Here is a 25,998-nt window from a genome sequence, read left to right as displayed (position 1 = left end):
GCCATACAGCCGGAGGAATGGGAAAAGGCCCCTCAGTCCGAGAGGCCGCAGCTTCCTTTATTCTTCACGAAGCATTTCCACTACGCTTTCTTTATCCGTCACTTTAATTGTAATATAAGGCACCACAACTCCGATAACCACCATAAAAGGCAGAACCATCAGCATCGGCCAAATAATGAACCGGTAAGAGGTAAACCAGAAAATTACGAAGTTGCCGATAACTACATAAGAAAACAAGGTTCCCAATACAAGGCTGAACAGAATCACGCCTGCCGCATAATATCCGCCTTCCATGCATACCATTCTCCTGATCTGCCGCTCTGTCATACCGATTGCTTTTAAGGCGGCAAATTCCTTTTTCCTTGTAATGATGCTTGTAATACAGGCATTCACAAAGTTCAGTATGCCGATGATTCCAATAATCAGTGCAAGGACACTGCCGACCATTGTGAATGTGCCTTTCAGGTTTTCAAAATTCTTCACATACTTTACTTTTGATTCAAAGGACATCTGCGGCTCTATATTGTCTGTATAATCCTGCAGGAACTGCTGCATTTCCACTTCTCTGCTGTCCTCACACTGGAACCCATAGCTCATGACGCTGTCCATATTGCCGCCCAGCTTTTCGTATCCGGCTATGCTTGTATAAAATACATAATTATCACTGGAATAACGGACGCTGTTCGTATAATACTCGATTTTAATCTGGGCAATTACTTCAACTTCCTTTTCCTCGCCCCCGGGCATACGCAGCTTCAGCTTATCGCCAATAGAATATTGAATGCGATCCTCTCTAACGTTTTTATAATCATCGGTTTCAAGCCCTTCAATGATGTAATTTCCCGTATCCAGCTTCTCCTTTAAGACCTGGGGATCCTTCTCCCCTGCCACAATTTCATTTCTGGAAAGGGGAAGCTCCTCCAGTCCATACATCGTACAATAGGGATTCATATTTTCATCTACATTAACATAATTTTCATTTTTGTCCACGATAATTCCGTCCTCATCGTAGTGAATCGGACTGGGATCCGGCATAATTACCGTACCGTTCAGGCTGATAAATATTCTTCCCCCTTCTTCAAAGCCGGGCTGCTTTTCAATTTCACTGATAAAGCTCTCGGAAATCCTCTCATCCGGGGAATGATACTCATTGTTGAAATACCGCGCGTTTGCGGTCAGAAAATCCGTATCCACAAAGGTAGCCAGATATTTATCCAGATCAAAGCTCTCTGTAAGGGTCACCACGCTGTTAAGCAAAATGATGCTGAGGGAAAGAGAAATAATGACAAGCACCGTCCTCTTTCTGTTTCTTCCCAGATTGGAAAGAGCCATCTTATATAATTTACCGCCATCCGTGGATTTTTTTCTTTTCTTTTTGACATCTGCGGATATATCGGTATACTTTACCGCCTCCACCGGTGAAATGGATGCTGCAATTTTGCCAGGTTTTCTGGTACTGATATAGACCGTAAAAAGAGAAAACAGCGCTGCTCCTATAAAAATAAACGGATTAAGTGATGTATTCACCACACCTTCCTGATAACTGCTCATATCAATAATCAGCGGCACAATTCCCTTTCCGATAAAAAATCCAATAACAAGCCCTGCAGGAATCCCATAAACCGACAGACGCATTCCCTGTCTGTTTATAATGCTGCGTATCTGCCGTCCCGTGGTGCCAATTGTTTTCAAAAGCCCGTAAAACCGGATATCCCTGATAACAGAGATCTGGAAAATATTATAAATGATTAGATATCCGGTAAGGATAATCAGGCCCAGAGCTGCCGCAATCGCTAAAACCGTAGTGGGATCCTGCCCTATATTATTGGACATATAAGCCCAGTTCACATTGCATCCCAAATAGTTGTCATCCTTTTCATCCAGGGAATAACCCAGATTCTCCACTACGGTCTGCAGCTTCTCCGTCATATTGGAGGTATTCTTAAACATGATCTCATACATGACAGAACCCGACATATACCAGTTTTCTTTATAGGTGTAGGCCAGTTCTTCTACATATTTATCCGTATATGCCTTGGAACAGAGTGCAAATCCCACATTCATGGCTGACTTTTCCGGTTCCCAATAACCACTCAGCACAAATTCCCTTTCTACCTGTTCCCCCTTCACCGTAATAAGAAGTGTCACCTTCTCCCCCAGCTTTGCCGGTACCCCCAGCAGCCGGAGAGACTCCGTATCCATGGCGATTTCATTCTCTGCTTCCGGTAATTTTCCTTCTTTTAAGCTGATAAAGCCGAGTCTGGCCGCTGTCGGATCCTCATAATACATCTCCACACGGCGCTTTAGAAACTCCGGATTATCTACGGAATCAGCCAATACCTGCCTGTAGCCCGCTTCCTCAATCAGAGGATCCGCTTTTAATTTCTCCAACAAATCCTGAGGTGCGAATTTAATAGTACCATGGGACATGGATCCTGCCTGAAGCATGGTATTAGACTGGAAGGATTCAATAGCGCCGCTCCCTATGGTGAAAAGAGTTGTAAAAAGAATCGTCGTCAGGGCAATGGCAATGACTGCGATAAAATTGCGGGTTTTGTTTGCCTGAAAGGCTTTGTCGGACAGACGGTTAATACATTTTTTGTTTTTTACCTTAAGCATCTGCTTCCTCTCCCTTCCTGCCCTGAATCAGGCCGTCTTCAATTCTGACGATCCTGTCCGCAAGCTGCGCCAGCTCCGGATTGTGAGTGATCATTACGATGGTCTGGCCGAATTTATCCCCGGTCACCTTTAAAAGCCCCAGTACATCCTGGCTCGTTCTGGAATCCAGATTTCCGGTAGGCTCATCTGCAAGAACGATGGCGGGCTTTGCAGCAAGTGCCCTGGCAATTGCGACCCTCTGCTGCTGTCCGCCGGAAAGCTGGTTGGGCAGGTTATCAAGCTTTTCCTTGATCCCAAGCGTATTGATAAGCTCTTTTACGTAGCCCTTATCCACCTTATTGCCGTCCAGTTCTATGGGAAGGACGATATTTTCATATACATTCAGCACCGGCACCAGATTATAGCTCTGGAACACAAAGCCTATTTTTCTTCTTCTGAAAATGGTCAGCTCCTCATCCTTCAGGCTGAAGATATCCTTGCCATCCACGAATACCTTACCGGAAGTGGGACGATCCAGTCCGCCCAGCATATGAAGGAGCGTTGATTTCCCGCTTCCGGAGGTTCCCACGATTGAAACAAACTCGCCTTCCTCCACCGAGAAATTTACGCCGTTTAAAGCATGCACCTCATTTTCACTGGAACCATAATATTTTTTCAGTTCTACTGTTTTCAAAATACTCATAATAAAACTCCTCTCCATATCGCTGTCTTTTCTTTTATCTAAGACAACTATACACAACAAATCTTTCCATCATCTTTCCTGCCGGAAAGAAATTATGACACTTTTGAAAGAATTGCCTTCAATTCTTAACAGAATCTAAAAAAGCCCCATGCATTCCGGAATTCTGTCTCCGGAACACACAGGGCCGTTCCCGCCCGTATCAGCAAAGCTTGTTCTTCATCCCTTTTTACAGGATCACTGTTTTTCCGCCAGGAATACCTGAAATAAAGAGCCTTTTCCGGGTTCTGATTTGAGGCTGATATAGCCTCCCTGCCTGGCAATGATCTCCCTTGCCAGGTACAGCCCCAGGCCGATGCCCTTCATGCCGTTTACCCTCTCCGAACGGTAGAACCGCCGGAAGATTGCCGCCTGCTCTTCCTCGGCAATCCCGATTCCATTATCCTGAACCAATACCGCCGTAAAGCTGCTGTAGGGCTTTACGGAAATTTGGATAACCCCGTTTTCATCCGTATATTTCAGCGCATTCTCTATGATATTTGAAATGGCCTCCACCGTCCATTTCAAATCATAAAATGCCTCTACGCTTCCGGCTTCCTTATAACCGGGATCAAATATTATCTTTTTTCCGGTCCTATTGCCATAGCTCCCCTCCAGGCTTTCCATCAACAGGGCAATATCCTGCATCTGCGGATGCACTGCCACAATGCCGTTTTCCAGACGGGACATTTTAACCAGGTTTTCTATCAGAAAGGCCATCCTGTCATTTTGATCCACGATCTGGTTAACCAGATGCTTTTCTTTTTCCTCCAGATCACATTCCGCCAACAGGCCGGAATACAGCTTGATGGTTGTAATCGGCGTTTTTGTCTGATGGGAAATGTTGCTGATCAGCTCTTCTATTTTTCCCTTGTCTTCCTCCACCTTCTTTCTGCCAAGAAAGCTGGAGGATATAAATTGATACATTTTATTCTGCAGCCTTGATAATCTCTGCTCATCAAAGCTTTCTTCCTGAAAATTACCGTCTATGGCGCTGTCTATCATCTGTTCCAGCTTCTTATATTCCCTGAGAACATAAAGGATAAGATATACAGAAAAGATCAGGAGAATTACCGTTATGATCAGGAGTGCCCCTAAAATATAGGTTATATAAGGACTATTTAAAAGAAATGACATGCCGTTCCTCCTCAGTCTGCCTGGAAGCGGTATCCGATCCCATAAACCGTCTGGATATAACGGGGGTTCCTGGGATCCTCCTCCAGCTTGTCCCGCAGCCTTTTTATAGATACGGACAGCGCATTTTCGTCTACAAAATCACCGTCGTTTCCCCATACCTTTTCCATCAGGGTTTCTCTGCCCAGTACCATATTTTTATTTCTCATCAGGGTAATCAGCAGCTTCTGCTCCGTTTTGCTCAGCAAAACCTCCTCATCCCCCCGGTAAAAGCTCTGTTTCTCCAGGTCTGCCGTAAAAGGCCCTTCCTTCAGAAGCGTAACGCTGTCTTCAGCGGACTGGTATCTTTCGGCCCTACGCAAAGCAGCCATAACCCGCTCCCTCAATACCGCAAGGGAAAAGGGCTTGGTGATATAATCATCCGCTCCTGCCTGGAAGCCCGTGACCTCATGAAGCTCCGTATCCAGGGCTGTTAAAAAAATAACAGGATCATTTCTTCCTTCTTTTCTGAGCCGGCGGCAGATATCAAGGCCGCTTCCATCAGGCAGATTAATATCCAGAAGGACCAGATCAAAGGACTCCGTTTCCAGCATTTTACGCGCTTCCTTAGCGCTGTGGCAGCAACGGAATACAAAGCCGTCCTGCTGCAGTACAAGGACAATTCCTTCAGCCAGCGCTTTATCATCCTCAACAATCAATATATTTTTCATTTTTTTACCACCGTATTCCCCTGTTCTGTGCTTTCTGATGGACGAAGCCGGTTTTAAAGACTCATCGCCCGTATAAAAAACACCCTATGAAATAAGCAGATAACTTAATGGTTATCTGCTTATTTCTTCCGGACATCTGTTGTTTTCAACTGCAGATGCCGCTTTCTCTTTTTTTATCGGAACTTATAATTATTCATCCTCTTCTTCCGTAGGGAAAATCAGATTTTCATCTTCGTCCGCGCTGCTTACATATCTTTCTTCTTCCGGAATATCCTCCATGGCATCCTCCGGATTATCGAATTCCTGGCTTCCATCAGAAACTCGCTCTCTTACCTTGGCTATCTGCGCTACCTTCACGCCCTTATCCAGATTGATCATCTTCACGCCGGATGTGATTCTTCCCAGAATGGAAATATCCTCTACCCTCAGCTGAATGATAATTCCTTCGGTGGTGATCATCATGATCTCATGATCGTCATTTGTAGCTTTCACGCCCACAACATAGCCCGTCTTCTCTGTAATCTTATAGCACTTAACGCCCTTTCCGCCTCTCTTCTGCACGGAGAATTCTTCAAGATAGGTACGTTTGCCCATACCGTTCTCGGACACGATTAACAGGGAATCGCCCTGGCTGTCAAGCTGCATGCCCACGATTTCGTCGCCGTCGTCCAGGTTCATGCCGATAACACCCATGGACATTCTTCCGGTCGCCCTCACATCAGTTTCCTTGAAGCGGATACACATGCCATGTCTGGTTACCAGGAAGATTTCCGTATCCGCGTCAGTGATTTTAACCTCAATCAGTTCATCGTCATCGCGCAGATTGATCGCGGCAAGGCCGTTTTTACGTACATTGCTGTATTCCATAACCGGAGTTTTCTTCACGATACCATTTCTGGTTACCATGAACAGGTTCTTATTGTCCTCATAATCCTTCACAGGGATAATGGCCGAGATCTTTTCTCCCGGATTCAGCTGGAGAAGGTTAATGATGGCCGTTCCCCTGGCCGTCCTGCTTGCTTCGGGGATTTCATAGGCCTTTAACCGGTACACCCTTCCGTAGTTGGTAAAGAACATGACGTAATGATGGGTGGTGGTCATCAGCAGATCGGCGATGAAGTCCTCCTCGATGGTCTGCATTCCCTTAATTCCCTTGCCGCCGCGGTTCTGGGATTTGAAATTATCAACGGTCATACGCTTGATATAGCCCAGATTGGTCATGGCAATTACGGTATTGTCCCTGGGGATCATATCCTCCATGGAAATATCATACTCATCATAGCCGATGCGGCTCCTTCTGTCGTCACCGTATTTCAGGGCGGTTATCTGGATTTCCTCACGGATAACACCCAGCAGCAGCTTCTCATCTGCAAGGATCGCCTTCAGCTCCGCGATCTTTGCCAGCAGCTCCTTATGCTCATTTTCCAGCTTCTCTCTTTCCAGACCTGTCAGAGCGCGCAGCCTCATATCTACGATGGCCTGCGCCTGTGCATCTGAAAGTTCAAAGCGGTTCATCAGGTTTTCCTTGGCAGCCTGGGTATTCTGGCTGGAACGGATAATGCGGATCACTTCTTCGATATGATCCAGGGCAATCAGCAAGCCCTGTAAAATATGATCCCGCTCTTCCGCCTTATTCAGATCATACTTTGTCCTTCTTGTTACCACATCCTCCTGGTGCTTCAGATACAGCTTCAGCATTTCCAGAAGGTTGAGCACCTTAGGCTCGTTGTTGACCAGCGCCAGCATAATGATTCCGAAGGTATCCTGCATCTGTGTATGCTTGTAAAGCAGATTCAGGATTACGTTGGCATTGGCGTCTCTTCTGAGTTCAATGACAATACGGGTTCCTTCTCTGTTGGATTCATCCCTCAGATCGGTAATTCCGTCAATTTTCTTCTCTTTATGCAGCTCCGCGATCTTTTCGATCAGACGGGCCTTGTTCACCATGTAGGGAAGCTCAGTTACGATAATCTGGCTCTTACCATTGGGAAGCGTCTCAATATCGGTTACCGCGCGCACCCTGACCTTTCCCCGGCCGGTACGATAGGCTTCTTCCGCTCCCCTGGTTCCCAGGATAATTCCGCCCGTAGGAAAATCGGGCGCCGTTATGATCTGTAGAACCTCTTCTATATCCGTATCCCTGTCTTCATTTACCCGATTGTCAATCAGCCTGACAACCGCATTCACTACCTCCCTTAAATTGTGGGGAGGGATATTGGTAGCCATACCTACGGCAATACCGGAGGTACCATTTACCAGAAGATTGGGATAACGGCTGGGGAGTACAGTGGGTTCCTTTTCCGTTTCATCAAAGTTAGGTACGAAATCTACCGTATCTTTATTGATATCGGCCAGCATCTCCATGGAAATCTTGGAAAGCCTGGCCTCTGTATAACGCATGGCGGCCGCGCCGTCGCCGTCCTCGGAACCGAAGTTTCCGTGTCCGTCAACCAGCGGATATCTTGTGGACCACTCCTGGGCCATATTAACCAGCGCCCCGTAAATGGAGCTGTCGCCGTGGGGATGGTACTTACCCATGGTATCGCCGACGATACGGGCGCACTTTCTGTGCGGCTTATCCGGACCGTTGTTCAGCTCTATCATGGAATAGAGAACACGCCTCTGCACCGGCTTCAGGCCGTCCCTGACATCAGGAAGCGCACGGGATGCTATAACGCTCATGGCGTAATCAATGTAGGAATTTTCCATGGTTTCCTTCAGATCGACGTCATGGATTTTATCAAAAATATTATCTTCCATTCTTTAATGACTCTCCGTTTCTCCAGTAACTGTCATCAGATATCCAGATTCTTGGCATACTTGGCGTTCTCTTCAATGAATTCGCGCCGGGGCTCCACTTTGTCTCCCATCAGGGTGGTAAAAGTAAGATCAACCTCAGACTCCGCCTCTTCATCCATATTTACACGGAGAAGAATACGTTTTTCAGGATCCATGGTTGTCTCCCAAAGCTGCTCGGCATCCATTTCTCCCAGTCCTTTGTAACGCTGTATCTTATTGTTCTGATCTCTTCCCACCTCAGAAAGAATCTGATTCAGCTCTTCATCGCTGTATGCATACCACTCTTTTTTATTTTTCTCCAGCTTATAAAGAGGAGGCTGCGCCAGATATACATGTCCCTGCTTAATCAGATCAGGCATAAAACGATAAATAAAAGTAAGCAGGAGAGTTGCAATATGGGAGCCGTCAACATCGGCATCCGTCATGATAATGATCTTATGGTATCTGAGCTTGGAAATATCAAAATCGTCATGGATTCCCGTGCCAAAGGCCGTGATCATTGCTTTTATTTCCGCATTGGCATATACCTTGTCAAGCCTTGCCTTTTCCACATTCAGGATCTTACCGCGCAGAGGCAGGATGGCCTGTGTGGCACGGCTTCTTGCCTTTTTGGCGGAGCCGCCGGCGGAATCTCCCTCTACGATGTAGATTTCACAGTTTTTAGGATCTTTATCGGAGCAGTCAGCCAGCTTTCCGGGCAGGGACATGCCCTCCAGAGCTGTTTTTCTTCTGGTCAGCTCCCTTGCTTTTCTGGCAGCCTCCCTGGCACGCTGCGCCAGAATGGATTTCTCACAGATAGTCTTGGCCACGGCAGGATTCTGCTCCAGGAAATAGGTAAGCTGCTCGCTTACCACGCTGTCCACCGCGCCCCTGGCCTCGGAATTTCCAAGCTTCTGCTTGGTCTGTCCCTCAAACTGGGGATCCTCTATCTTCACACTGACAATGGCAGTCATACCTTCCCGGATGTCTTCTCCGGTAAGGTTCGTCTCATTGTCCTTTAACAGCTTTTTATTTCTTGCATAATCATTAAAGGTCTTGGTTATTGCATTCCGGAAGCCGACGAGATGCGTCCCGCCCTCCGGCGTATTGATGTTGTTGACAAAGCTGTAAACGCTCTCCACATAGGAATCGTTGTGCTGCATTGCCACTTCCACGTATACGTTATTCTTGCTTCCCTCGAAATACATGACATTTTCATAAAGAGGGGTCTTGCTCTTATTCAGGTAAGAAACAAATTCCTTGATACCGCCCTCATAGTGGAAGGATTTCTCCTGGGGATTCTCTTCCCTGGTATCTCTGAGTATGATCTTAAGGCCCCTGGTGAGAAATGCCATCTCACGCAGACGCTGCTTGAGCACGTCAAAGTCATATTCCGTGGTTTCCTGGAAAATCGTGGCGTCAGGCTTAAAGGTAACCTTAGTACCCGTCTTATCCGGATCACATTCGCCAACAACCTTCAGGGTATAGACTGCCTTTCCCCTTTCATAACGCTGTCTGTAAACCTTGCCTTCCTGGCAGATCTCTACCTCCAGCCAGTCAGAAAGGGCATTCACTACGGAAGCGCCTACTCCATGGAGACCTCCGGATACCTTGTATCCCCCGCCGCCGAACTTTCCGCCCGCATGAAGGATGGTAAATACCACTTCTACAGCGGCAATGCCGGCTTTATGGTTGATACCGACAGGAATACCACGTCCGTTATCTATAACCGTAACGGAATTATCCTGATTAATTGTAACATCGATGGTATCACAATAGCCGGCAAGAGCTTCATCCACCGCATTGTCTACGATTTCGTAGACCAGATGGTGGAGTCCCCTGCTGGATGTAGTACCAATATACATACCAGGTCGTTTGCGGACCGCTTCCAAACCTTCCAGTATCTGTATCTGGTCCGCGCCATATTCGCTGTGGCTTTCTGTGTTTTCAGTACCCATATATTCCTCCATTTCACTGCAAAAGGCCAAAATTAAACAAAAAGAGCACAAATAGATAGAAAAGCCTACAGACCCTTATGATCAGGCCCATAAGTTTTTCTACCTGTTTGCCTATTCTGTTTTATTATATCATGAATTTGCTTTGTCCACAATAGACAGAATATCGACCGTTTCCGACTGTGAAGCCATATATAACAGTTCAGGCCTGTCCGGACTGTTACAGCTATACCGCGGCGATGGTTCCGCTCGTAACCTTGAACACTTTATTGATTTCAAACCGGTTATTGATAAATTCATCCAGACCGGTGCAGGTAATGATCGTCTGAATATCCCCTATGCTGTTCAGAAGATAATTCTGGCGGCTGCTGTCCAGTTCGGACAGGACATCGTCCAGAAGCAGTATGGGGGTATCGTTTGTCATTTTTTTAACGAGTTCGATTTCCGACAGCTTCAAAGAAAGCGCCGCCGTCCTCTGCTGTCCCTGGGAACCAAATCTCCGGATATCTATGTCGTTGGCAATAAAGGCAAAATCATCCCGGTGCGGCCCTACAGTCGTCTGCTTCAGCCGGATATCCCTTTCCTGGCCGGCACGGAGCCTGCTTTCGAAATCCTCCGCGGAAATATCCGGTTCATAGGAGATCACCAGCTTTTCCCTTCCGCCGGAAAGGCTGTCATGGATGCTGCCGATAATCCCGTTCAGCTGCTCCACAAAAGCAACGCGCCTTGCAATAATTTTTTTCCCGAATTCCACCAGCTGAATATCCCATACATCCAACGTCCCCCTCAGGGAGGGATTCATGTACATATCCTTGAGCAGCCGGTTTCTCTGGTTTACTATTTTATTATAGTTGTTCAGGTTATGCAGATACATGGGATCAAGCTGACAAAGCTCCATATCCACGAATCTGCGCCTTTCCGAAGGGCCATTTTTAATGATACTGAGATCCTCCGGGGAGAAAAAAACAACATTCATCAGCCCCAGAAGCTCTGTGGCCTTCTTCAGCTTTCTTCCGTCGATAGCAATCCCCTTTGTCTTATTTTTGCGGAGATGCATGTCGATTTTGATCTCATCCCCGTCCTTTTCCAGATAAGTCCTGATGTGAGCCTCTTCCTCTTCGAAGTTAACAATATCCCGATCCTTTGTTCCCCGGTGGGATTTTGTCGTGGCACACAAATAAATCGCCTCAAGGATGTTCGTCTTCCCCTGTGCGTTGTCCCCGTAAAGAATATTCGTGCCTTTGTCGAAGCTCATATCCAGAAAAGCATAATTCCTGAAATTGGATAGCTCCAGTGATTTGATTACCATGAAAATTACCCGATACTGCCTTTCAAAACTGCAGCAGCCCATAACGTATAACGTCATGAACTGCCGCAGAAAAATTACTCGATTTTAAGAGTCTGTCCGTTAAATTCCACAAGATCCCCGGGAACCAGTTTTTTACCGCGCTGCGTTTCCACCTGGCCGTTCACCTTAACAAGCCCGTCCTGCACCGCATACTTGGCATCCACTCCGGACTCGGCAAGTCCGGCTGCCTTCAGAGCCTGTCCCAGCTTAATATATTCATCTTTTATTTTAAAAGTCTGCATTTTTATCCTTCCGCTTCCAAAACTGCCGTAAACGTCCTTCCACAGTTACACTGTTGTAAAGTTAACCGGCAGAATCAGATAGATATAATTATTTTCCTCATCCCTGATAAAGCAGGGAGCTTTCGGATTTACCAGATAGATAGTGATCGTTTCATCGTCAATAACACGCAGGGCATCAATGAGGAACTTGGGGTTAAAGCCGATCATGAGATCTTTTCCCACCTTGGAAATATCGATTTCTTCATCCATGCTTCCCACCGTGGAATTGATCTTAAGCTCCATGGAGCCGTCTGTAATATTGATAATAATGGGCTTTTTATCCCCTTCCTTGATGAGCAGGGTCGCTCTGTCAATACAGTCAAGGAGCTCTTTTTTATTGATCTCAACCTTGGTTTCATAATCGCTGGAAAGCATCTGATCGATCTTGAAGTATTCACCCTCAATCAGCCTGGAAACCACCGTGGTATTTTCAAATTCAAAAACAATATGCTTATCCGTAAAGAAAATCGTTACGTCCTTATCCGCATCACCGCCCAGGATCTTGCTGATCTCGTTCAGTGTCTTTCCGGGAACCACTACTTTTTGGGAAGGGTAGGAGTTCTTCAGATGGATCTTACGGATGGAAATACGATGTCCGTCAAGGGAGATCACTCTCATTTCCTCACCGTTGATCTCAAAGAGTTCACCGCTCATCAACTTATTGTTATCGTTGTCAGAGATGGAAAAGATCGTCTGGCGGATCACTTCCTTCAGGGTATACTGTGACAGGACAATGGATTCATTTCTTTCAATCATGGGAAGATAGGAAAAATCTTCTCCCGATTTTCCAATGATATTGAACTTTGCCTTTTCACAGGTGATGGTCGTTTTAAAATTACTGTCGGTTGTGATGGTGATATCGTTGTCAGGCAGCTTCCTTACGATTTCCAAAAAGATCTTGGCATCCAGGGCAATGATCCCTTTTTCAACGATGTCGCCTTCAATAATTGTTTCAATGCCAAGCTCCATATCGTTGGCAGTCAGTTTAATTTCTCCTCCGGTGGAATCAATGAGGATACATTCCAGGATGGACATGGTGGTTTTATTCGGCACTGCTTTGGATACCACCTGAAGACCTGTTAACAGATTGCTTTTGGAACAAACTAATTTCATGTGTGCATAAACTCCCTTCTGCGAATTCACATTAACGTACCGGTTGCCACGCCGCGCGCGATCTTTTATTAATTAAAGTATTTAGTAATATTAAATAGTAGGGGGTGTAGATATGTGGATAACCCTTTTTATTATACATTTTGCAAGGAAAACTGAAAATAATAACTTGTTTAAAACTGACGGACAGGCTGAGGTTAATTGTCAGGATATTCACAAACGTTCTGAACCACCGTTCCAGGGCATCCTGCCGTAAAAATTCCTATTCACAGCCTGTCCCCATACTGCCCACAGCTTGTCAACTTTTTTTAAACAAAGTTATACACATATCTTCTTCTTGATAATTTCAATGTTATTCTTAAGCTCTTCGTTGGTGGCAAGCTCTTCTGAGATCTTATTGGCCCCGTGAATTACGGTGGTGTGATCTTTTTTACCAAGCAGCTTGCCGATGTTGGCCAGTGAGGTTTCCGTCAGATCCCTGCACAGATACATAACGACCTGGCGGGGCAGTACGAATTCCGAGTTCCTCTTTTTGGAGGTGATGTCTTCAGGATTAACACCATAGTGCTCGGCAACTACCTTAATAATAAGTTCAGGCGTGATCTTGTCGGGCTTGTCCGGATTGATGATATCCTTCAGCGCATCCTCCGCCAGCTCCATCGTGATCTCAGGCTGGTTCTCAATCTTGGATTTGGCGATGATACGGTTGAAAGCGCCCTCCAGCTCACGGATATTGGATTTAATGTTGGTTGCAATATACTGGAAAATAGAGTCGTCGATCTTTTTATCATAGTTCTCCGCATTCTTGCGCAGAATTGCCATCCTGGTCTCATAATCAGGGGGCTGGATATCTGCGATCAGGCCCCATTCAAAGCGGGAACGGAACCTTTCATCCAGGGTTTCCATTTCCTTGGGCGGTTTATCGGAGGACAGAACGATCTGTTTTCCGGCGGCATGAAGGACATTGAAGGTATGGAAGAACTCCTCCTGTGTACTTTCTTTTCCTATTATAAATTGGATATCGTCGATCATGAGGACATCCACCGTACGGTATTTGTCACGCAGCTTGGTCATGGCAGCCGCATTACCGCTTCGGATGGATTCAATTACTTCATTAGTAAAGGACTCCGAAGTAACATAAATAACCTTCATGTCCGGATTCTGTTCCAGGACAAAATGGCCGATGGAATGCATAAGGTGGGTTTTGCCCAGTCCGGCCCCGCCATAAATATAGAGGGGATTATAAGCGTCACCGGGGGATTCCGCAACGGCAAGACAGGCGGAATGGGCGAATTTATTGTTGCTTCCTACAACGAAGGTATCGAATTTATACTTCGGGTTCAGGTTTGCATTTTCATAATTGATATTAAAGGTGCCGCTGAAGGGGGACTTCAGATCCTCTGCGGAGGACTTGTCCTTCCTGGCATCCTTCTCCAATATAAAAGAAACTTCATAATAATGATCCATCATTTCTGTGATGGTAACACGGAAGAAGTCTTTATATTTGGAAGAAATATAATTAAGTGCATGTGACTGGTTCGATGTGATAAGAATGATTACCACATCATCCTGTACATCGAAAAACTTCAGTGGTTCTATCCACGTATGATATGAAACATCGGAGAGATCATATTCTTTTCTGATGGTTTCCTTAATTTCATCCCATCTGGCCTCGATTGCCTGCATCCCTAAACCTCCTAAACTAACTGAAAATACATCTATCTTATCTTACTCTAAAAAAATGCAAATATCAAATGTTAATTCTGGGGATAATATTTTTCCACAGGGTGTGAACGGAAGGGGGTGGAAGTTAACATATTTGGGGTTTGGGATGTGTAAATGTGGATAAGTGGAAAAGTGAAATCAACATATAAACATCCAGATTTTATGCGGCTTTGATAATAATTTTTAAATTGAGAATAAAAATTAAGCTGAGTTTATCCACAAGTTATACACAATTTGTGGATAATGTTATGTTAAGTGGAAAGAATCGTTGGCAGCGTGTGGATTATTTTTCCGGGGCTAGATATTGTATAAAAAATGAAATTTTAGTAACTACATATTGTATTAGTGAAAAACACGATTTTTACCGCCTTTTTTCAGCGTTTTTTTTATTGGGGAAAATGCGCGGTTTTGCTTGACTTGCGGGGTTTCTTCCTATATAATCGGTAATGATATTTTCTGACACAACATCAGAAACCCAAGTGAAGGAGGTGCATCTTTAATGAAAATGACATTTCAGCCTAAGAACAGGCAGAGAAATAAAGTTCACGGCTTCAGAGCCAGAATGAGTACTCCGGGAGGAAGAAAGGTACTGGCAGCAAGAAGAGCAAAAGGAAGAAAGAGATTATCCGCATAGGCCGCAGTTTTGTGGCCTTTTTTTCTCTTTCCAGGAAAGATTGGATGTAGAATGAATTTTTCGGAAAGCTTGAAGAAAAACCAGGATTTTCAGTCTGTTTACCGGAAGGGCAGATCTTATGCCAATAAACTGTTGGTCATGTATGTGTTGGAAAATAACATGGAAAGAAACAGACTTGGAATTTCTGTAAGTAAAAAAGTAGGGAACAGCGTTGTGCGTCATCATGTCACAAGGCTGGTGCGCGAAAGCTACAGACTGCAGGAGAATATATTTAATAGTGGTTTAGATATAGTAGTCATAGCCAGAGCGAATGCAGCTTCGGCTTCCTATGCGGAAATCGAGAGTGCATTGTTGCATTTGGGTAAGCTTCATAAAATTATAAGCTGAATTGGATATGAAAAAGATTGTAATTGCCCTGATTAAAGGATATAGAAAGTATATATCACCAATGAAAAGTACAAAATGTCCTTATTTTCCCACCTGCAGCGAGTATGGGCTTCAGGCTGTGGAGAAGTACGGTGTCATTAAGGGCGGCTTGCTTGCTTTTTGGAGAATTTTGAGATGTAATCCCTTTTCCAAGGGAGGCTATGACCCGGTTCCTTAAAGAGGGCGCCGGTTTAAGGAGGAAATAAGTTTTGCCAGGAATTATTTTGACCAAAAGTGCGACTCCTGTTATCGGGTGGGTTGCCACGTTGCTCGGTTATATTATGGAGGGGATCTTTTATCTGTTGAACCTGATCGGCCTTCCATACATTGCTCTTGCTATTATAGTTTTTACCGTTGTTATATATATGCTTATGCTTCCTCTGACAATTAAGCAGCAGAAATTTTCTAAGCTGAGTAATAAGATGAACCCTGAACTTCAGGCCATTCAGAAGAAGTATAACGGTAAAAAAGATAATGATTCTATGATGGCCATGCAGAACGAAACTCAGGCTGTCTATGCAAAATATGGTGTTTCACCTATGGGCAGCTGTGTACAGATGCTGATACAGCTTCCTATAATCTATGCCTTGTATAAGGTTATTTATGCAATTCCTGCTTATATTGGACAAGTTAAGGCTGTATTTTCTCCCATGGTTGATAATCTGATTGCCCAGCCTGGCAGTGCGGAGTTCATTCAGGGGTTTAAGAATGCGGCTATGTATATGAAGCAGTTCTCTAATGAATTGTTTGTCGCAGGGGATCCGATTTATGTAAAGAATACATTTATTGATGTCCTGAATAAGGCATCTACACCGGAATGGAACAGCCTTGCTGAGAAGTTTCCCACATTGGCCCAGGATATAATGGATACCTCAGAAAAGCTTGCTTCCTACAACAGTTTGTTTGGCATGAATATCGGGGATTCCCCTTCTTATTATCTGTCCAATGCGATGCAGGCTAAGAATGTACTTCTGATTATTGCAGCGCTTGCCATTCCTGTACTTGCTGCAGTTACCCAGTGGCTGAACGTTAAGCTCATGCCCCAGCCGGAATCCAATGGCGAGCAGAACAGCATGATGTCTTCCATGAAGATGATGAACAATATCATGCCCATCATGTCTGCGGTATTCTGTTTCTCACTGCCTGCCGGTGTTGGTTTATACTGGGTTGCCAGTGCGGTGGTAAGAAGTATTCAGCAGGTGCTTGTTAATAAGCATATTGATAAGACTGATTTTGACCAGCTGATTGAGAAAAACAAGGACAAGGCCAAGAAAAAGCAGGAAAAACGGATCAAGCGGATGGAAAAGGCCGGAATTGATCCTAAGACCATAAACCAGTATGCCAGCATGAATACACGTAATGTGCAGCCTTCCACGAAGCCTGTGACAGCTGCAAGCACTTCTTCTAAAAAGCCCGCGGGATCAAAAGCGCCCATGACGGCGGAGGAGAAGGAAGCGGCCGTGAAGAAGGCAACGGAGATGTATAACAAGAACGCGCCGAAGCCCGGAAGTATTGCTGCAAAAGCAAATATGGTTAAGGTTTATAACGAAAATAATAACAGCAGGCCGGAAAAGGACAGCACCGGTAAGAAATAGGATGCAGCAAAGCCGGAGGGCGGACTGCAGTAAGATAAGATGTTATGGAACTGTGAAGCAACGGTTCCTGTGATGATTGCCGCGCCCGGCGGCAGAACGGAGGAAATTATGGAGTTCGTAGAATTTACTGCCAAGACAGTGGATGATGCCATTACCGCAGCATGCCGTAAATTTCTTGTGACCAGTGATAAGCTGGAGTATGAAGTGATAGAAGAAGGTTCTACCGGTTTCCTGGGATTTAATGCCAAGCCCGCGAAAATCAGAGCAAAGGTTAAGGGAAGCGTTGAAGATACGGCCAGAGAATTCTTAAATGATGTATTTGCCGCAATGAAGATGACTGTTGTGGTTGATGTGAAGTTTGATGAAACAGACGGATTTCTTGACATCGATTTAAGCGGCGATGACATGGGAGTTCTTATTGGAAAAAGAGGACAGACCCTCGATTCCCTCCAGTACCTGGTTTCCCTCGTAGTCAACAAGGAAGCGGAAGAGTATATCCGTGTTAAGGTTGATACTGAGAATTACCGTAAGAGAAGAAAAGAAACACTGGAGAACCTGGCAAAGAACATAGCATATAAGGTAAAGAGAACGAAACGCAGTGTTTCTCTTGAGCCTATGAATCCGTATGAAAGAAGAATTATTCATTCTGCCCTTCAGAATGACAAATATGTTACAACCCACAGTGAAGGGGAAGAACCTTTCCGTCACGTTGTAGTTACCCTGAAGAAATAAGCAGGGACAGAGGTAGATGGATTTATGAAACAGACTGAAACAATTGCTGCAATTGCAACAGCACTGTCTGATTCAGGAATAGGAATTGTCCGTATCAGCGGAGAAGAAGCAATTGAAATTGGAAACAGGGTTTATAAATCAAAGAATGGCTGCCATAATCTTAAGGATTATGGCAGCCATACCATTCACTACGGTTTTATTGTGGATGGAGAAGAAATCCTGGACGAAGTAATGGTAGCCATTATGAAAGCGCCTAACAGCTATACTAAGGAAGACACCGTCGAGATCAATTGTCATGGCGGTGTTTTAATCATGCAGAAAATTCTTGAAGCTGTTCTGAAGCAGGGCGCCAGGCTGGCAGAACCGGGCGAGTTTACAAAGAGGGCATTCCTGAACGGAAGAATTGATCTTGCAAGGGCGGAGGCTGTCATGGATTTGATCCATTCCAGAAATGAATTTGCCCTGAAATCTTCCGTAAAGCAGCTGAAGGGTTCCGTATCCGACTGTATCCGGAAAATGCGTGAGGAAATCCTTTATGAAATCGCTTTTATAGAATCAGCACTGGATGATCCGGAGCATATTAGCACGGAAGGCTATCCTGAAAAGCTTCTTCCAAAGATCCAGGAGCTTCTGGGCAGGTGTGAAAAACTGATTAATTCCGCTGATAACGGCAAAGTCCTGAAGGAAGGGATCAATACGGTCATCGTTGGAAAGCCCAATGCGGGTAAGTCATCTCTTCTTAACATCCTGGTAGGTGAGGATAAGGCTATTGTAACGGATGTGGCTGGAACCACAAGGGATGTTCTGGAGGAATCGATACGTCTGCATGGAATCGGTCTGAATATCATTGATACCGCAGGGATCAGAGCCACTGAGGATGTGGTGGAGAAAATAGGGGTGCAGCGCGCCCTGAAATATGCAAAGGATGCAGATTTGATCCTGTATGTGGTAGATTCCAGCGTGGCGCTGGATGAAAGCGATGAGGAAATACTTGATTTATTAAAGGATAAGAAATGCATAATTCTTCTGAATAAAACGGATCTTGAACCTGTGGTTACGGAAGAGATGCTGCGTGAAAAAATAGGGGATCCCAGGGTCTGCATGATACGGACTTCCACAAAGGATAATACGGGAATTGAAGCATTTGAAAATACGATAAAGGATATGTTCTTCGGAGGGATGCTTTCTTTTAATGAGGAAGTGGTCATTACCAGCATGCGCCATAAGCAGGCTCTGGAAGAAGCAAGGGACAGTCTGCTTATGGTTAAGAAAAGCCTGGAGGATGAGATGCCGGAGGACTTTTATTCCATTGATCTGATGAGCGCCTATGCTTCATTGGGTCTTATTATCGGTGAGGAAGTGGGAGAAGATCTTGTTAATGAGATTTTCAGCAAGTTTTGTATGGGTAAATGATTATGAAAATGGAGCAGATGTCATTATTTGATGACAACAGGATCACCTATGATCCCCTGGCGAGTAGGCTCAGGCCGTCCGGGCTGGATGAGTTTGTAGGGCAAAAGCATCTGATCGGTGAAGGAAAGGTATTGCGCAGGCTGATCGATCAGGATATGGTTTCCTCCATGATTTTCTGGGGACCGCCGGGAGTTGGAAAGACGACTCTGGCAAGGATTATCGCAAGAAAGACAAAGGCTGAATTTATTGATTTCAGCGCGGTAACAAGCGGGATCAAGGAGATTAAGGAAGTCATGAACCAGGCGGAAAGCGCCCGGCAGATGGGAATGAAGACCATTGTGTTTGTTGATGAAATCCACCGTTTCAACAAGGCGCAGCAGGATGCATTTCTCCCTTTTGTGGAAAAAGGAAGTATTATACTGATTGGCGCCACTACGGAAAATCCCTCCTTTGAAATCAATGCCGCTTTGCTTTCCAGATGTAAGGTTTTTGTGCTGCAGGCCCTCACCACCGATGATGTGGCGCAGCTGCTCCGCCATGCGCTTAGTTCCCCCACCGGCTTCGGCCGTCAGAAGATAGTCATATCGGATGATATGATAGAGATGATAGCGGCTTTCGCCAACGGAGACGGACGTACGGCGCTGAATACACTGGAAATGACGGTATTGAACGGTGAAATACAGCCCGACGGAACCACGGTGATAACAAAAGAAATCCTGGAGCAGTGTACCAGCAAGAAATCATTGCTTTATGATAAGAAGGGGGAGGAGCATTACAATCTGATCTCCGCCCTTCATAAATCCATGAGAAATACGGATCCGGATGCCGCGGTGTACTGGCTTTCCAGAATGTTGGAGGCAGGAGAGGATCCGCTTTATGTGGCAAGAAGGCTGGTGCGCTTTGCCAGTGAGGATGTGGGCATTGCAGACAGCAATGCGCTTGTAGTCGCAGTGGCTGCCTATCAGGCCTGTCATTTTAACGGTATGCCTGAATGTAGTGTGAATCTGGCTCAGGCAGTGGTTTACCTGTCAATGGCTCCCAAGTCCAATGCACTATATGCGGCTTATGAGAATTGTAAAGAGGATGCTGTTAAAATGCTGGCGGAGCCGGTTCCGCTGCAGATACGCAATGCCCCTACCCGGCTCATGGAGGATCTTCATTACGGAGAAGGTTATATCTATGCCCATAATACGGAAGAAAAGGTTACTGCTATGAGGTGTCTGCCGGATTCCCTGAAGGATAAAAGATATTATGTACCTACCGGTGAGGGAAAGGAAGCAGAGGTTAAGGAGAAGCTTGACCGTATTCTGAAGTGGAAGAGGGAACAGGAAAATAAGAAAAGACAGGGAAATAAGGAAAGTAAGGAAGAGTAAGAAAAACAGAAAAAAAACAGGGAGCACTGACAGCGCGATCTGCCGGTGCTCCCGCAGGTAATCAGGTATTGGCTGAGGGAATGGCCGGCCTTCGTTTCTCTGTCTTGCTTAAAAGAGCTTCAGACAAAGGAAAAGCCGGCTTTAAAGGCTTTTGAGGCAAACGCTTTTTCAAAATCCTTTAATTCATAAAGCTCTATTTCCGGAAGATGGATTTTGTTATCATTAAGAAGCCTGAGTGCGGGTTCAAATGGGCCGCAGCGGCTCCCGACGATAGTAAGCTCATTTACCGCTACCATGCTCATGTCGATGCTGAGTTTTCCTGAATAGGTGCTTTTCAGCAGAATGGTGCCTTTTTTACGGACAAGTTCCATTGCCTGGGGAAGCCCTGTTTCGGAACCTGTACATTCTGCCACGATTTCATAGCCTTCCTTTTCCCCGCAGGTTGTAACCCTGGCGAAGGGACGGAAAAGCGCCAGTTTCTCTGGATGGCGGCCGATTACCGTAAGATCAACACCGGTGAGCGCCAATACCTGCGCGGTGAGAAGCGCCAGCCTGCCATCTCCTAAAACAGCTGCATTTTTATCCGGTGAAATATGCACCTGGGTAAGGATTTCCAGGGCGGCGGCTAGCGGTTCGGTAAAGATGGCCCGGGTATCCGGCAGTTCGTCCGGCACCAGATGAAGAAGAGAGGTATCGATAGTCATATATTCTGCAAAACAACCATCTTTATTGTCCATACCCAGAACCCGGCGGTTGGAACAGTGTGTGGGCCTGCCGGTCCGGCAGTAGATGCATTTACCGCAGGTTGCATTCAGTTCGCCTACCACGCGGCGGCCTTTTAGCTTTTCATCCGGGGACTCTACAACCTCGCCAACAAATTCATGACCCATAATGCCGCGAAATGAGGGGCGGTATCCTTTCCGCACTTCTTTGTCCGTATTGCATACGGCGCTGTAGTGTATTTTTATCAGGCTTTCGCCTTCTTCAGGAACCGGTATGGGAAGATCTTCCCGGTAAACGGCGCCGGAACCGTCATAGTATAATCCTTTCATTCAATTCCTCCTTTTCTGTCGCTTTCTATGAAAAATATTGTGCTGCAGTTCGTTTTTTGCAACTGTCCAGCGGGGCAGCGTATTTAGCTGCACAGGCCAGTGCTTTGCGCTGATCGTAAGACAGGCTTATGTTTTCATAGTATCATTTATTTTGTGTATTTTCTATTAATTTTTTTTGTGGTATGATGAATCCATAAGTATGCAGAAATCGTTTTAAATATTGCAGTTTATAGAAATCAGGGGGACAGGGCAAGATGAAAAAAGAATCAAATATGGGATTGCTTTTTTTAATGGCTGTTGGTATTGCAGGACTTGGACTTTATTACGGTGCGACAGATAATTATGGAAGTGGGGAAATACAGCTGTATCATTTTATCTGCTGGGTAGTACTGATAATTGCTCTGCTGCGGGCGCTGGAGCTGGTGTGGGAGCCGGTGAAGTTTTTCTGGGATCAGGCATGGGGAAAGGTACAGGAAAGCCGTAAAAATGCTGCGGATTCTATGGGGAATGCACCCAAAGATGTCCTTTCCGGCGAAGAGATGCAGACTTCCATAATTGTTCCTGATGCAGGCCGGCGGTTTTTTGCAGAAAGAGAGTATGCAGGGCCTGTGAGGGAAGCAGCGGCTGCACGGGAAAGTGTTCTGAGGGAGGAACCTGTCCGTGAAAGTGTAATTCGTGAAAATACTGTTCGTGAAAATACTGTTCGTGAAGATGCCGCTCGGGAAGGTGTTGCGCGTGAAGGCATTGTTCGGGAAGGCGCTGTTTGTGAAAGCGCTGCTGCGCCGGCTGTTATTATTACACCTCCTCCGGCCATGGCTGATGTGTATTCAGAAGAAAAGAAGAAAAAAAACAAAAAAAAGAAAAAATAGAAGGAGTTATTCATTATGCCGCAAATCAGGGAATGCTATGATGTTTGTGTGGTGGGGGCGGGACATGCCGGATGTGAGGCAGCGCTGGCCTGTGCCAGAATGGGATTGGAGACAGTGATCTTTACGGTCAGCGTGGACAGTATCGCGCTGATGCCCTGCAACCCCAATATCGGCGGTTCCTCTAAGGGCCATCTGGTCCGGGAAGTGGATGCCCTGGGCGGTGAGATGGGTAAGAATATAGATAAGACTTTTATTCAGTCCAAGATGCTGAATGTTTCCAAAGGGCCGGCAGTCCATTCTCTCAGGGCGCAGGCTGACAAAGCGGAGTATACCTGGCAGATGCGTATGATACTTGAAAATCAGGAGCATCTGACAATTAAGCAGGCGGAGGTATGTGAGCTTCTGGCGGAGGATTTGCCGGATACGGATAATGGTTCAGGAAAATTCAGGAAGAAAATTACAGGAGTAAGGATTTATACGGGCGCTGTTTATGAAGCAAAGGCGGTCGTATTATGTACGGGAACCTATCTGAATGCGCGGTGTCTGTGTGGTGAGGCTATTACCTATACAGGGCCGAATGGCCTGCAGCCCGCAAATCACCTGACGGATTCCCTGAAGGCGCTTGGGGTTGAGATGAGGCGGTTTAAGACCGGGACGCCGGCGCGTATGGATAAGCGGACAATTGATTTTTCCAAAATGGAAGAACAGCGGGGAGATGAAAAAGTGGTTCCTTTTTCATTTTCTACCATACCGGAGAGTATCCAGAAGGATCAGGTTTCCTGCTGGCTGACCTATACCAATGAGGAGACTCATGATATTATTCGCGCCAACCTTGACAGATCACCGATTTATGCGGGAATTATAGAAGGGACAGGGCCAAGATACTGCCCGTCTATTGAAGATAAAGTGGTAAAGTTTGCGGATAAGAAAAGGCACCAGGTATTTCTGGAGCCGGAAGGTATCCATACGAATGAAATGTATGTGGGAGGTATGTCATCATCTCTTCCGGAGGACGTTCAGCTGGCAATGTACCGAAGTGTTCCTGGCCTGGAACACTGTAAAATAGTGAGAAATGCGTATGCAATTGAATATGATTGCATTAATGCAAGGCAGCTGTATCCTACCCTGGAGTTTAAAAATATTGAGGGATTGTTCAGCGGCGGGCAGTTCAATGGAAGCAGCGGCTATGAAGAAGCGGCGGCACAGGGACTGATAGCCGGAATGAATGCGGCCCTTTCCATACAGGGTAAGGAGCAGATAATTCTGGATCGTTCCCAGGCTTATATCGGGGTGTTGATTGACGATCTGGTAACCAAGGATAATTTCGAACCATACAGAATGATGACCTCCCGCGCTGAGTACAGACTTCTTCTCCGTCAGGATAACGCGGATATCAGACTTCGTGAAATAGGATATAAAGCTGGACTTGTAGGGAAAGAAGAATATGAAGCAACCATAAATAAGCAGAAACAGATCCAGGAAGAAATGAACCGTCTGAAAAAAACGACGGTAGGAGCTTCCGCTTCAATCCAGTCATTTCTTGAATCACATGGAAGTTCACCTTTGAAAACTGCCGCAAGCCTTTCGGAGCTGATCTGCAGGCCTGAACTGGATTATGAAATTTTAGGGGAGATTGATCCTGACAGAAAGCCCTTACCTGCTGATGTAATCGAGCAGGTGGAAATAGAACTGAAATATGAAGGATATATATCCAGACAGCTGCGTCAGGTAGAGCAGTTTAAAAAGATGGAAAAGAAAAAGATCCCGGAATGGATAGATTATAATGATATTTCCAGCCTCCGTCTTGAAGCCAGGCAAAAGTTGATTTCCTATAAGCCGGTATCCGTAGGACAGGCATCAAGAATTTCAGGAGTTTCACCGGCTGATATTTCGGTTCTTCTTATTTATCTGGAGCATCTGGGAAAGCAGGAAAAAGCATGAAAAGCTATAATTTGACACAATTCAGAAAAGATCTAAGTGAACTGTCGATAGAACTGGATAAGAACCAAGAAGAACAGTTTATGCAGTATTATGAACTGCTGATCCAGTGGAATGAAGTAATGAATCTGACAGCTATTACTGATTTTGATGAAGTTTTAAAAAAACACTTTGTAGACAGTCTTTCTTTAATAAAAGCGGTGCCGGAGCTGACGAAGGAAGGGTACTCAGTCATTGATGTAGGGACAGGTGCCGGTTTTCCAGGAATCCCTTTGAAAATCGCATTTCCGGGATTAAAGGTAACACTTCTGGATTCCCTGAATAAGAGAGTAAAGTTTTTGAATGAGGTAATTGCCCAAATCGGACTGGCGGATATAGATGCAGTTCATGGAAGAGCGGAGGACTATGCGAAGCCGGGATTGTTCCGCGAAAAGTATGATCTGTGTGTGTCACGGGCAGTTGCTAATATGGCCACATTATCCGAATATTGCCTGCCGTTCGTGAAGGTTGGGGGAAGGTTTATTCCTTATAAATCCGAAAAAATAGAAGAGGAAGCGGCTGCCGCAAAAAAGGCCTTTTATCTCCTGGGCGGGGAAGTGGTGGAAAATATTGAGTTTAATTTACCGTATAGTGATATTTACAGATCCCTTTTTATTATAAGGAAAAAGGCTCCTACGCCCGGAAAATATCCCAGAAAGGCGGGACTTCCGGCAAAGGAGCCAATCAGTTAATTTTTTTTCATATCCAGGTATCCCATGAGAACTACCCATACGTAAGCACAGGTTTTGGGGATCATGAGCATGCCTATCAAAGGAATCATATCAGCCCATAATACAACCGGGATATAGAAGCCGAAGCTTAAGGTGATTGCAAGCCACATAAAGCGGAAGTTTCTGTCCCGGTTTTCTTTTGCTTCCTGATAGAATAGAACAATAATCAGTATTCCCATCAGGGCGAAAGGAATGTTCCGGTAAATTCCCCAGGATAATGGTGCATCGGCACTGACCCATTTGTTTTGGGGAAGCAGACAGAGTATAATTCTTATCAGGGCAAGTCCGTACATGGCAAAATTCAGCGATTTCGTGTCTGCCTTATGATATCTCATTTTCCAGATTTCAAAAAGAATCAGATAAAATATGGTCATTGTTATTGAGGTAATCAGTTTTCCAACGCCGAGGGCAGCTGTATGGGCGGCAAGTCCGTCAGTGCATAGGGAATAGGCTCTTGGGATCAGATGAAAGGCATCACCGCAGCCAAGTATGACAGCCATAATTCCAAATAGTTTATATTCTTTTCTTTTGATTTGGTTATCATGATGATTCCCAGTGTGATGACAGTAATTAAATATACTGCATCAAAAAGTGTTTCCATAATTGCCTGCATTAATATCTCTCCTTTTATTGTATTAAACGATTATCAATATGAACAATGTTCATTATAGACTTATTATACATGGATGTCAACGGTATTTTTTATTTTTTGTTTGAAAGTAGTCGGGTGCTAATTGAGCATCCCAAGCGTTTTGTGCGCTCTGATTATTGATAGATTGATTGTTAGAATAGATTGTTAGAAGTGCGTCGTGGGTAAT

21 protein-coding genes and 1 pseudogene are annotated in these 25,998 nt (G+C 45.3%); 10 read left to right on the top strand and 12 right to left on the bottom strand.

Features of this window, described 5'->3' with window-relative positions; all coding sequences use genetic code 11:
• Nucleotides 1-57 precede the first annotated feature (57 nt).
• From DXC51_RS00425 to dnaA, 10 genes are all read right to left on the bottom strand, one after another.
• Entirely contained in the window at nt 58-2,619 is a 2,562-nt protein-coding gene (locus DXC51_RS00425) for an ABC transporter permease (RefSeq protein WP_117543251.1), read from the bottom strand.
• Nucleotides 2,612-3,301: an ABC transporter ATP-binding protein gene (locus DXC51_RS00420; protein WP_025487951.1), complete on the bottom strand. Its 690-nt coding sequence runs from the start codon at nt 3,299-3,301 to the stop codon at nt 2,612-2,614. Before DXC51_RS00420 ends, DXC51_RS00425 begins: the two co-directional genes overlap by 8 nt.
• A 234-nt stretch (nt 3,302-3,535) precedes the next feature.
• On the bottom strand, nt 3,536-4,474 hold the full coding sequence (locus DXC51_RS00415; RefSeq protein WP_117543249.1) for a sensor histidine kinase: 939 nt from the start codon (nt 4,472-4,474) through the stop codon (nt 3,536-3,538).
• Nucleotides 4,475-4,485: 11 nt separating this feature from the next.
• Complete coding sequence (locus DXC51_RS00410) at nt 4,486-5,181, bottom strand: response regulator transcription factor (protein ID WP_021634528.1); 696 nt, start codon at nt 5,179-5,181, stop codon at nt 4,486-4,488.
• A gap of 189 nt (nt 5,182-5,370) precedes the next feature.
• Nucleotides 5,371-7,941, bottom strand: coding sequence for a DNA gyrase subunit A (gene gyrA / locus DXC51_RS00405; RefSeq protein ID WP_021634527.1), 2,571 nt, complete (start codon nt 7,939-7,941; stop codon nt 5,371-5,373).
• Between the two features lie 35 nt (nt 7,942-7,976).
• Nucleotides 7,977-9,917 carry a DNA topoisomerase (ATP-hydrolyzing) subunit B gene (gene gyrB / locus DXC51_RS00400; RefSeq protein ID WP_035320994.1) on the bottom strand — a complete coding sequence of 647 codons (1,941 nt, stop codon included), beginning with the start codon at nt 9,915-9,917 and terminating at the stop codon, nt 7,977-7,979.
• Nucleotides 9,918-10,140: 223 nt separating this feature from the next.
• Nucleotides 10,141-11,223 carry a DNA replication/repair protein RecF gene (gene recF / locus DXC51_RS00395; RefSeq protein WP_117543582.1) on the bottom strand — a complete coding sequence of 361 codons (1,083 nt, stop codon included), beginning with the start codon at nt 11,221-11,223 and terminating at the stop codon, nt 10,141-10,143.
• A 74-nt stretch (nt 11,224-11,297) separates the two neighbouring features.
• Nucleotides 11,298-11,504 (bottom strand): RNA-binding S4 domain-containing protein, encoded by a 207-nt coding sequence (locus DXC51_RS00390; RefSeq protein WP_021634524.1) that lies wholly within the window; start codon nt 11,502-11,504, stop codon nt 11,298-11,300.
• A gap of 45 nt (nt 11,505-11,549) precedes the next feature.
• Nucleotides 11,550-12,656 carry a DNA polymerase III subunit beta gene (gene dnaN, locus DXC51_RS00385; protein ID WP_021634523.1) on the bottom strand — a complete coding sequence of 369 codons (1,107 nt, stop codon included), beginning with the start codon at nt 12,654-12,656 and terminating at the stop codon, nt 11,550-11,552.
• Nucleotides 12,657-12,971: 315 nt separating this feature from the next.
• The gene (gene dnaA, locus DXC51_RS00380) at nt 12,972-14,339 is read right to left on the bottom strand and encodes a chromosomal replication initiator protein DnaA (RefSeq protein WP_021634521.1); all 1,368 of its coding nucleotides are present in this window, start codon (nt 14,337-14,339) and stop codon (nt 12,972-12,974) included.
• Nucleotides 14,340-14,877: 538 nt separating this feature from the next.
• Between dnaA and rpmH the strand changes: the two genes are divergently transcribed.
• The 7 genes from rpmH (at nt 14,878) to DXC51_RS00345 (ending at nt 20,551) form a co-directional block, all read left to right on the top strand.
• The gene (gene rpmH, locus DXC51_RS00375; protein WP_009255045.1) at nt 14,878-15,012 is read left to right on the top strand and encodes a 50S ribosomal protein L34; all 135 of its coding nucleotides are present in this window, start codon (nt 14,878-14,880) and stop codon (nt 15,010-15,012) included.
• 51 nt (nt 15,013-15,063) lie between these two features.
• Entirely contained in the window at nt 15,064-15,399 is a 336-nt protein-coding gene (gene rnpA, locus DXC51_RS00370; RefSeq protein ID WP_021634519.1) for a ribonuclease P protein component, read from the top strand.
• Nucleotides 15,400-15,406: 7 nt separating this feature from the next.
• A complete protein-coding gene (gene yidD, locus DXC51_RS00365; protein ID WP_021634518.1) occupies nt 15,407-15,616 on the top strand; it encodes a membrane protein insertion efficiency factor YidD in 210 nt (69 codons plus the stop codon).
• 31 nt (nt 15,617-15,647) lie between these two features.
• Entirely contained in the window at nt 15,648-17,033 is a 1,386-nt protein-coding gene (locus DXC51_RS00360) for a YidC/Oxa1 family membrane protein insertase (protein WP_117543247.1), read from the top strand.
• A gap of 108 nt (nt 17,034-17,141) precedes the next feature.
• Nucleotides 17,142-17,765: an RNA-binding cell elongation regulator Jag/EloR gene (gene jag, locus DXC51_RS00355; RefSeq protein ID WP_025487946.1), complete on the top strand. Its 624-nt coding sequence runs from the start codon at nt 17,142-17,144 to the stop codon at nt 17,763-17,765.
• 24 nt (nt 17,766-17,789) lie between these two features.
• Nucleotides 17,790-19,178 carry a tRNA uridine-5-carboxymethylaminomethyl(34) synthesis GTPase MnmE gene (gene mnmE / locus DXC51_RS00350; protein WP_025487945.1) on the top strand — a complete coding sequence of 463 codons (1,389 nt, stop codon included), beginning with the start codon at nt 17,790-17,792 and terminating at the stop codon, nt 19,176-19,178.
• 8 nt (nt 19,179-19,186) lie between these two features.
• Nucleotides 19,187-20,551 carry a replication-associated recombination protein A gene (locus DXC51_RS00345; protein WP_025487944.1) on the top strand — a complete coding sequence of 455 codons (1,365 nt, stop codon included), beginning with the start codon at nt 19,187-19,189 and terminating at the stop codon, nt 20,549-20,551.
• 119 nt (nt 20,552-20,670) lie between these two features.
• Here the strand turns inward: DXC51_RS00345 and DXC51_RS00340 are convergent, their stop codons facing one another.
• Nucleotides 20,671-21,603 (bottom strand): MDR/zinc-dependent alcohol dehydrogenase-like family protein, encoded by a 933-nt coding sequence (locus DXC51_RS00340; protein WP_025487943.1) that lies wholly within the window; start codon nt 21,601-21,603, stop codon nt 20,671-20,673.
• 254 nt (nt 21,604-21,857) lie between these two features.
• Between DXC51_RS00340 and DXC51_RS00335 the strand changes: the two genes are divergently transcribed.
• The 3 genes from DXC51_RS00335 to rsmG are packed head-to-tail and all read left to right on the top strand — an operon-like array spanning nt 21,858 to nt 25,141.
• Nucleotides 21,858-22,472, top strand: coding sequence for a hypothetical protein (locus tag DXC51_RS00335; protein WP_025487942.1), 615 nt, complete (start codon nt 21,858-21,860; stop codon nt 22,470-22,472).
• Nucleotides 22,473-22,487: 15 nt separating this feature from the next.
• Nucleotides 22,488-24,413: a tRNA uridine-5-carboxymethylaminomethyl(34) synthesis enzyme MnmG gene (mnmG, locus tag DXC51_RS00330; RefSeq protein ID WP_025487941.1), complete on the top strand. Its 1,926-nt coding sequence runs from the start codon at nt 22,488-22,490 to the stop codon at nt 24,411-24,413.
• The gene (gene rsmG, locus DXC51_RS00325; RefSeq protein WP_021634509.1) at nt 24,410-25,141 is read left to right on the top strand and encodes a 16S rRNA (guanine(527)-N(7))-methyltransferase RsmG; all 732 of its coding nucleotides are present in this window, start codon (nt 24,410-24,412) and stop codon (nt 25,139-25,141) included. The genes mnmG and rsmG overlap by 4 nt, the downstream gene beginning before the upstream one ends.
• On the opposite strand, the pseudogene DXC51_RS00320 reads toward rsmG, so the two are convergent.
• Nucleotides 25,138-25,793: pseudogene (locus DXC51_RS00320) on the bottom strand (hypothetical protein). The gene rsmG and the pseudogene DXC51_RS00320 sit on opposite strands and share 4 nt — an antisense overlap.
• Nucleotides 25,794-25,998 lie beyond the last annotated feature (205 nt).

The sequence above is a fragment of the Eisenbergiella massiliensis genome, from assembly GCF_003435485.1.
Note: the sequence above shows the minus strand (reverse complement) of the source record. Positions and strands in the feature narration are given on the sequence as shown.

Excerpts from the sequence above, each read along its gene's own strand:
- DXC51_RS00425 (WP_117543251.1), bottom strand. The coding sequence starts at position 2,619 with ATGCTTAAGGTAAAAAACAAAAAATGTATTAACCGTCTGTCCGACAAA.
- DXC51_RS00420 (WP_025487951.1), bottom strand. The coding sequence starts at position 3,301 with ATGAGTATTTTGAAAACAGTAGAACTGAAAAAATATTATGGTTCCAGT.
- DXC51_RS00415 (WP_117543249.1), bottom strand. The coding sequence starts at position 4,474 with ATGTCATTTCTTTTAAATAGTCCTTATATAACCTATATTTTAGGGGCA.
- DXC51_RS00410 (WP_021634528.1), bottom strand. The coding sequence starts at position 5,181 with ATGAAAAATATATTGATTGTTGAGGATGATAAAGCGCTGGCTGAAGGA.
- gyrA (WP_021634527.1), bottom strand. The coding sequence starts at position 7,941 with ATGGAAGATAATATTTTTGATAAAATCCATGACGTCGATCTGAAGGAA.
- gyrB (WP_035320994.1), bottom strand. The coding sequence starts at position 9,917 with ATGGGTACTGAAAACACAGAAAGCCACAGCGAATATGGCGCGGACCAG.
- recF (WP_117543582.1), bottom strand. The coding sequence starts at position 11,223 with ATGGTAATCAAATCACTGGAGCTATCCAATTTCAGGAATTATGCTTTT.
- DXC51_RS00390 (WP_021634524.1), bottom strand. The coding sequence starts at position 11,504 with ATGCAGACTTTTAAAATAAAAGATGAATATATTAAGCTGGGACAGGCT.
- dnaN (WP_021634523.1), bottom strand. The coding sequence starts at position 12,656 with ATGAAATTAGTTTGTTCCAAAAGCAATCTGTTAACAGGTCTTCAGGTG.
- dnaA (WP_021634521.1), bottom strand. The coding sequence starts at position 14,339 with ATGCAGGCAATCGAGGCCAGATGGGATGAAATTAAGGAAACCATCAGA.
- rpmH (WP_009255045.1), top strand. The coding sequence starts at position 14,878 with ATGAAAATGACATTTCAGCCTAAGAACAGGCAGAGAAATAAAGTTCAC.
- rnpA (WP_021634519.1), top strand. The coding sequence starts at position 15,064 with ATGAATTTTTCGGAAAGCTTGAAGAAAAACCAGGATTTTCAGTCTGTT.
- yidD (WP_021634518.1), top strand. The coding sequence starts at position 15,407 with ATGAAAAAGATTGTAATTGCCCTGATTAAAGGATATAGAAAGTATATA.
- jag (WP_025487946.1), top strand. The coding sequence starts at position 17,142 with ATGGAGTTCGTAGAATTTACTGCCAAGACAGTGGATGATGCCATTACC.
- mnmE (WP_025487945.1), top strand. The coding sequence starts at position 17,790 with ATGAAACAGACTGAAACAATTGCTGCAATTGCAACAGCACTGTCTGAT.
- DXC51_RS00345 (WP_025487944.1), top strand. The coding sequence starts at position 19,187 with ATGGAGCAGATGTCATTATTTGATGACAACAGGATCACCTATGATCCC.
- DXC51_RS00340 (WP_025487943.1), bottom strand. The coding sequence starts at position 21,603 with ATGAAAGGATTATACTATGACGGTTCCGGCGCCGTTTACCGGGAAGAT.
- DXC51_RS00335 (WP_025487942.1), top strand. The coding sequence starts at position 21,858 with ATGAAAAAAGAATCAAATATGGGATTGCTTTTTTTAATGGCTGTTGGT.
- mnmG (WP_025487941.1), top strand. The coding sequence starts at position 22,488 with ATGCCGCAAATCAGGGAATGCTATGATGTTTGTGTGGTGGGGGCGGGA.
- rsmG (WP_021634509.1), top strand. The coding sequence starts at position 24,410 with ATGAAAAGCTATAATTTGACACAATTCAGAAAAGATCTAAGTGAACTG.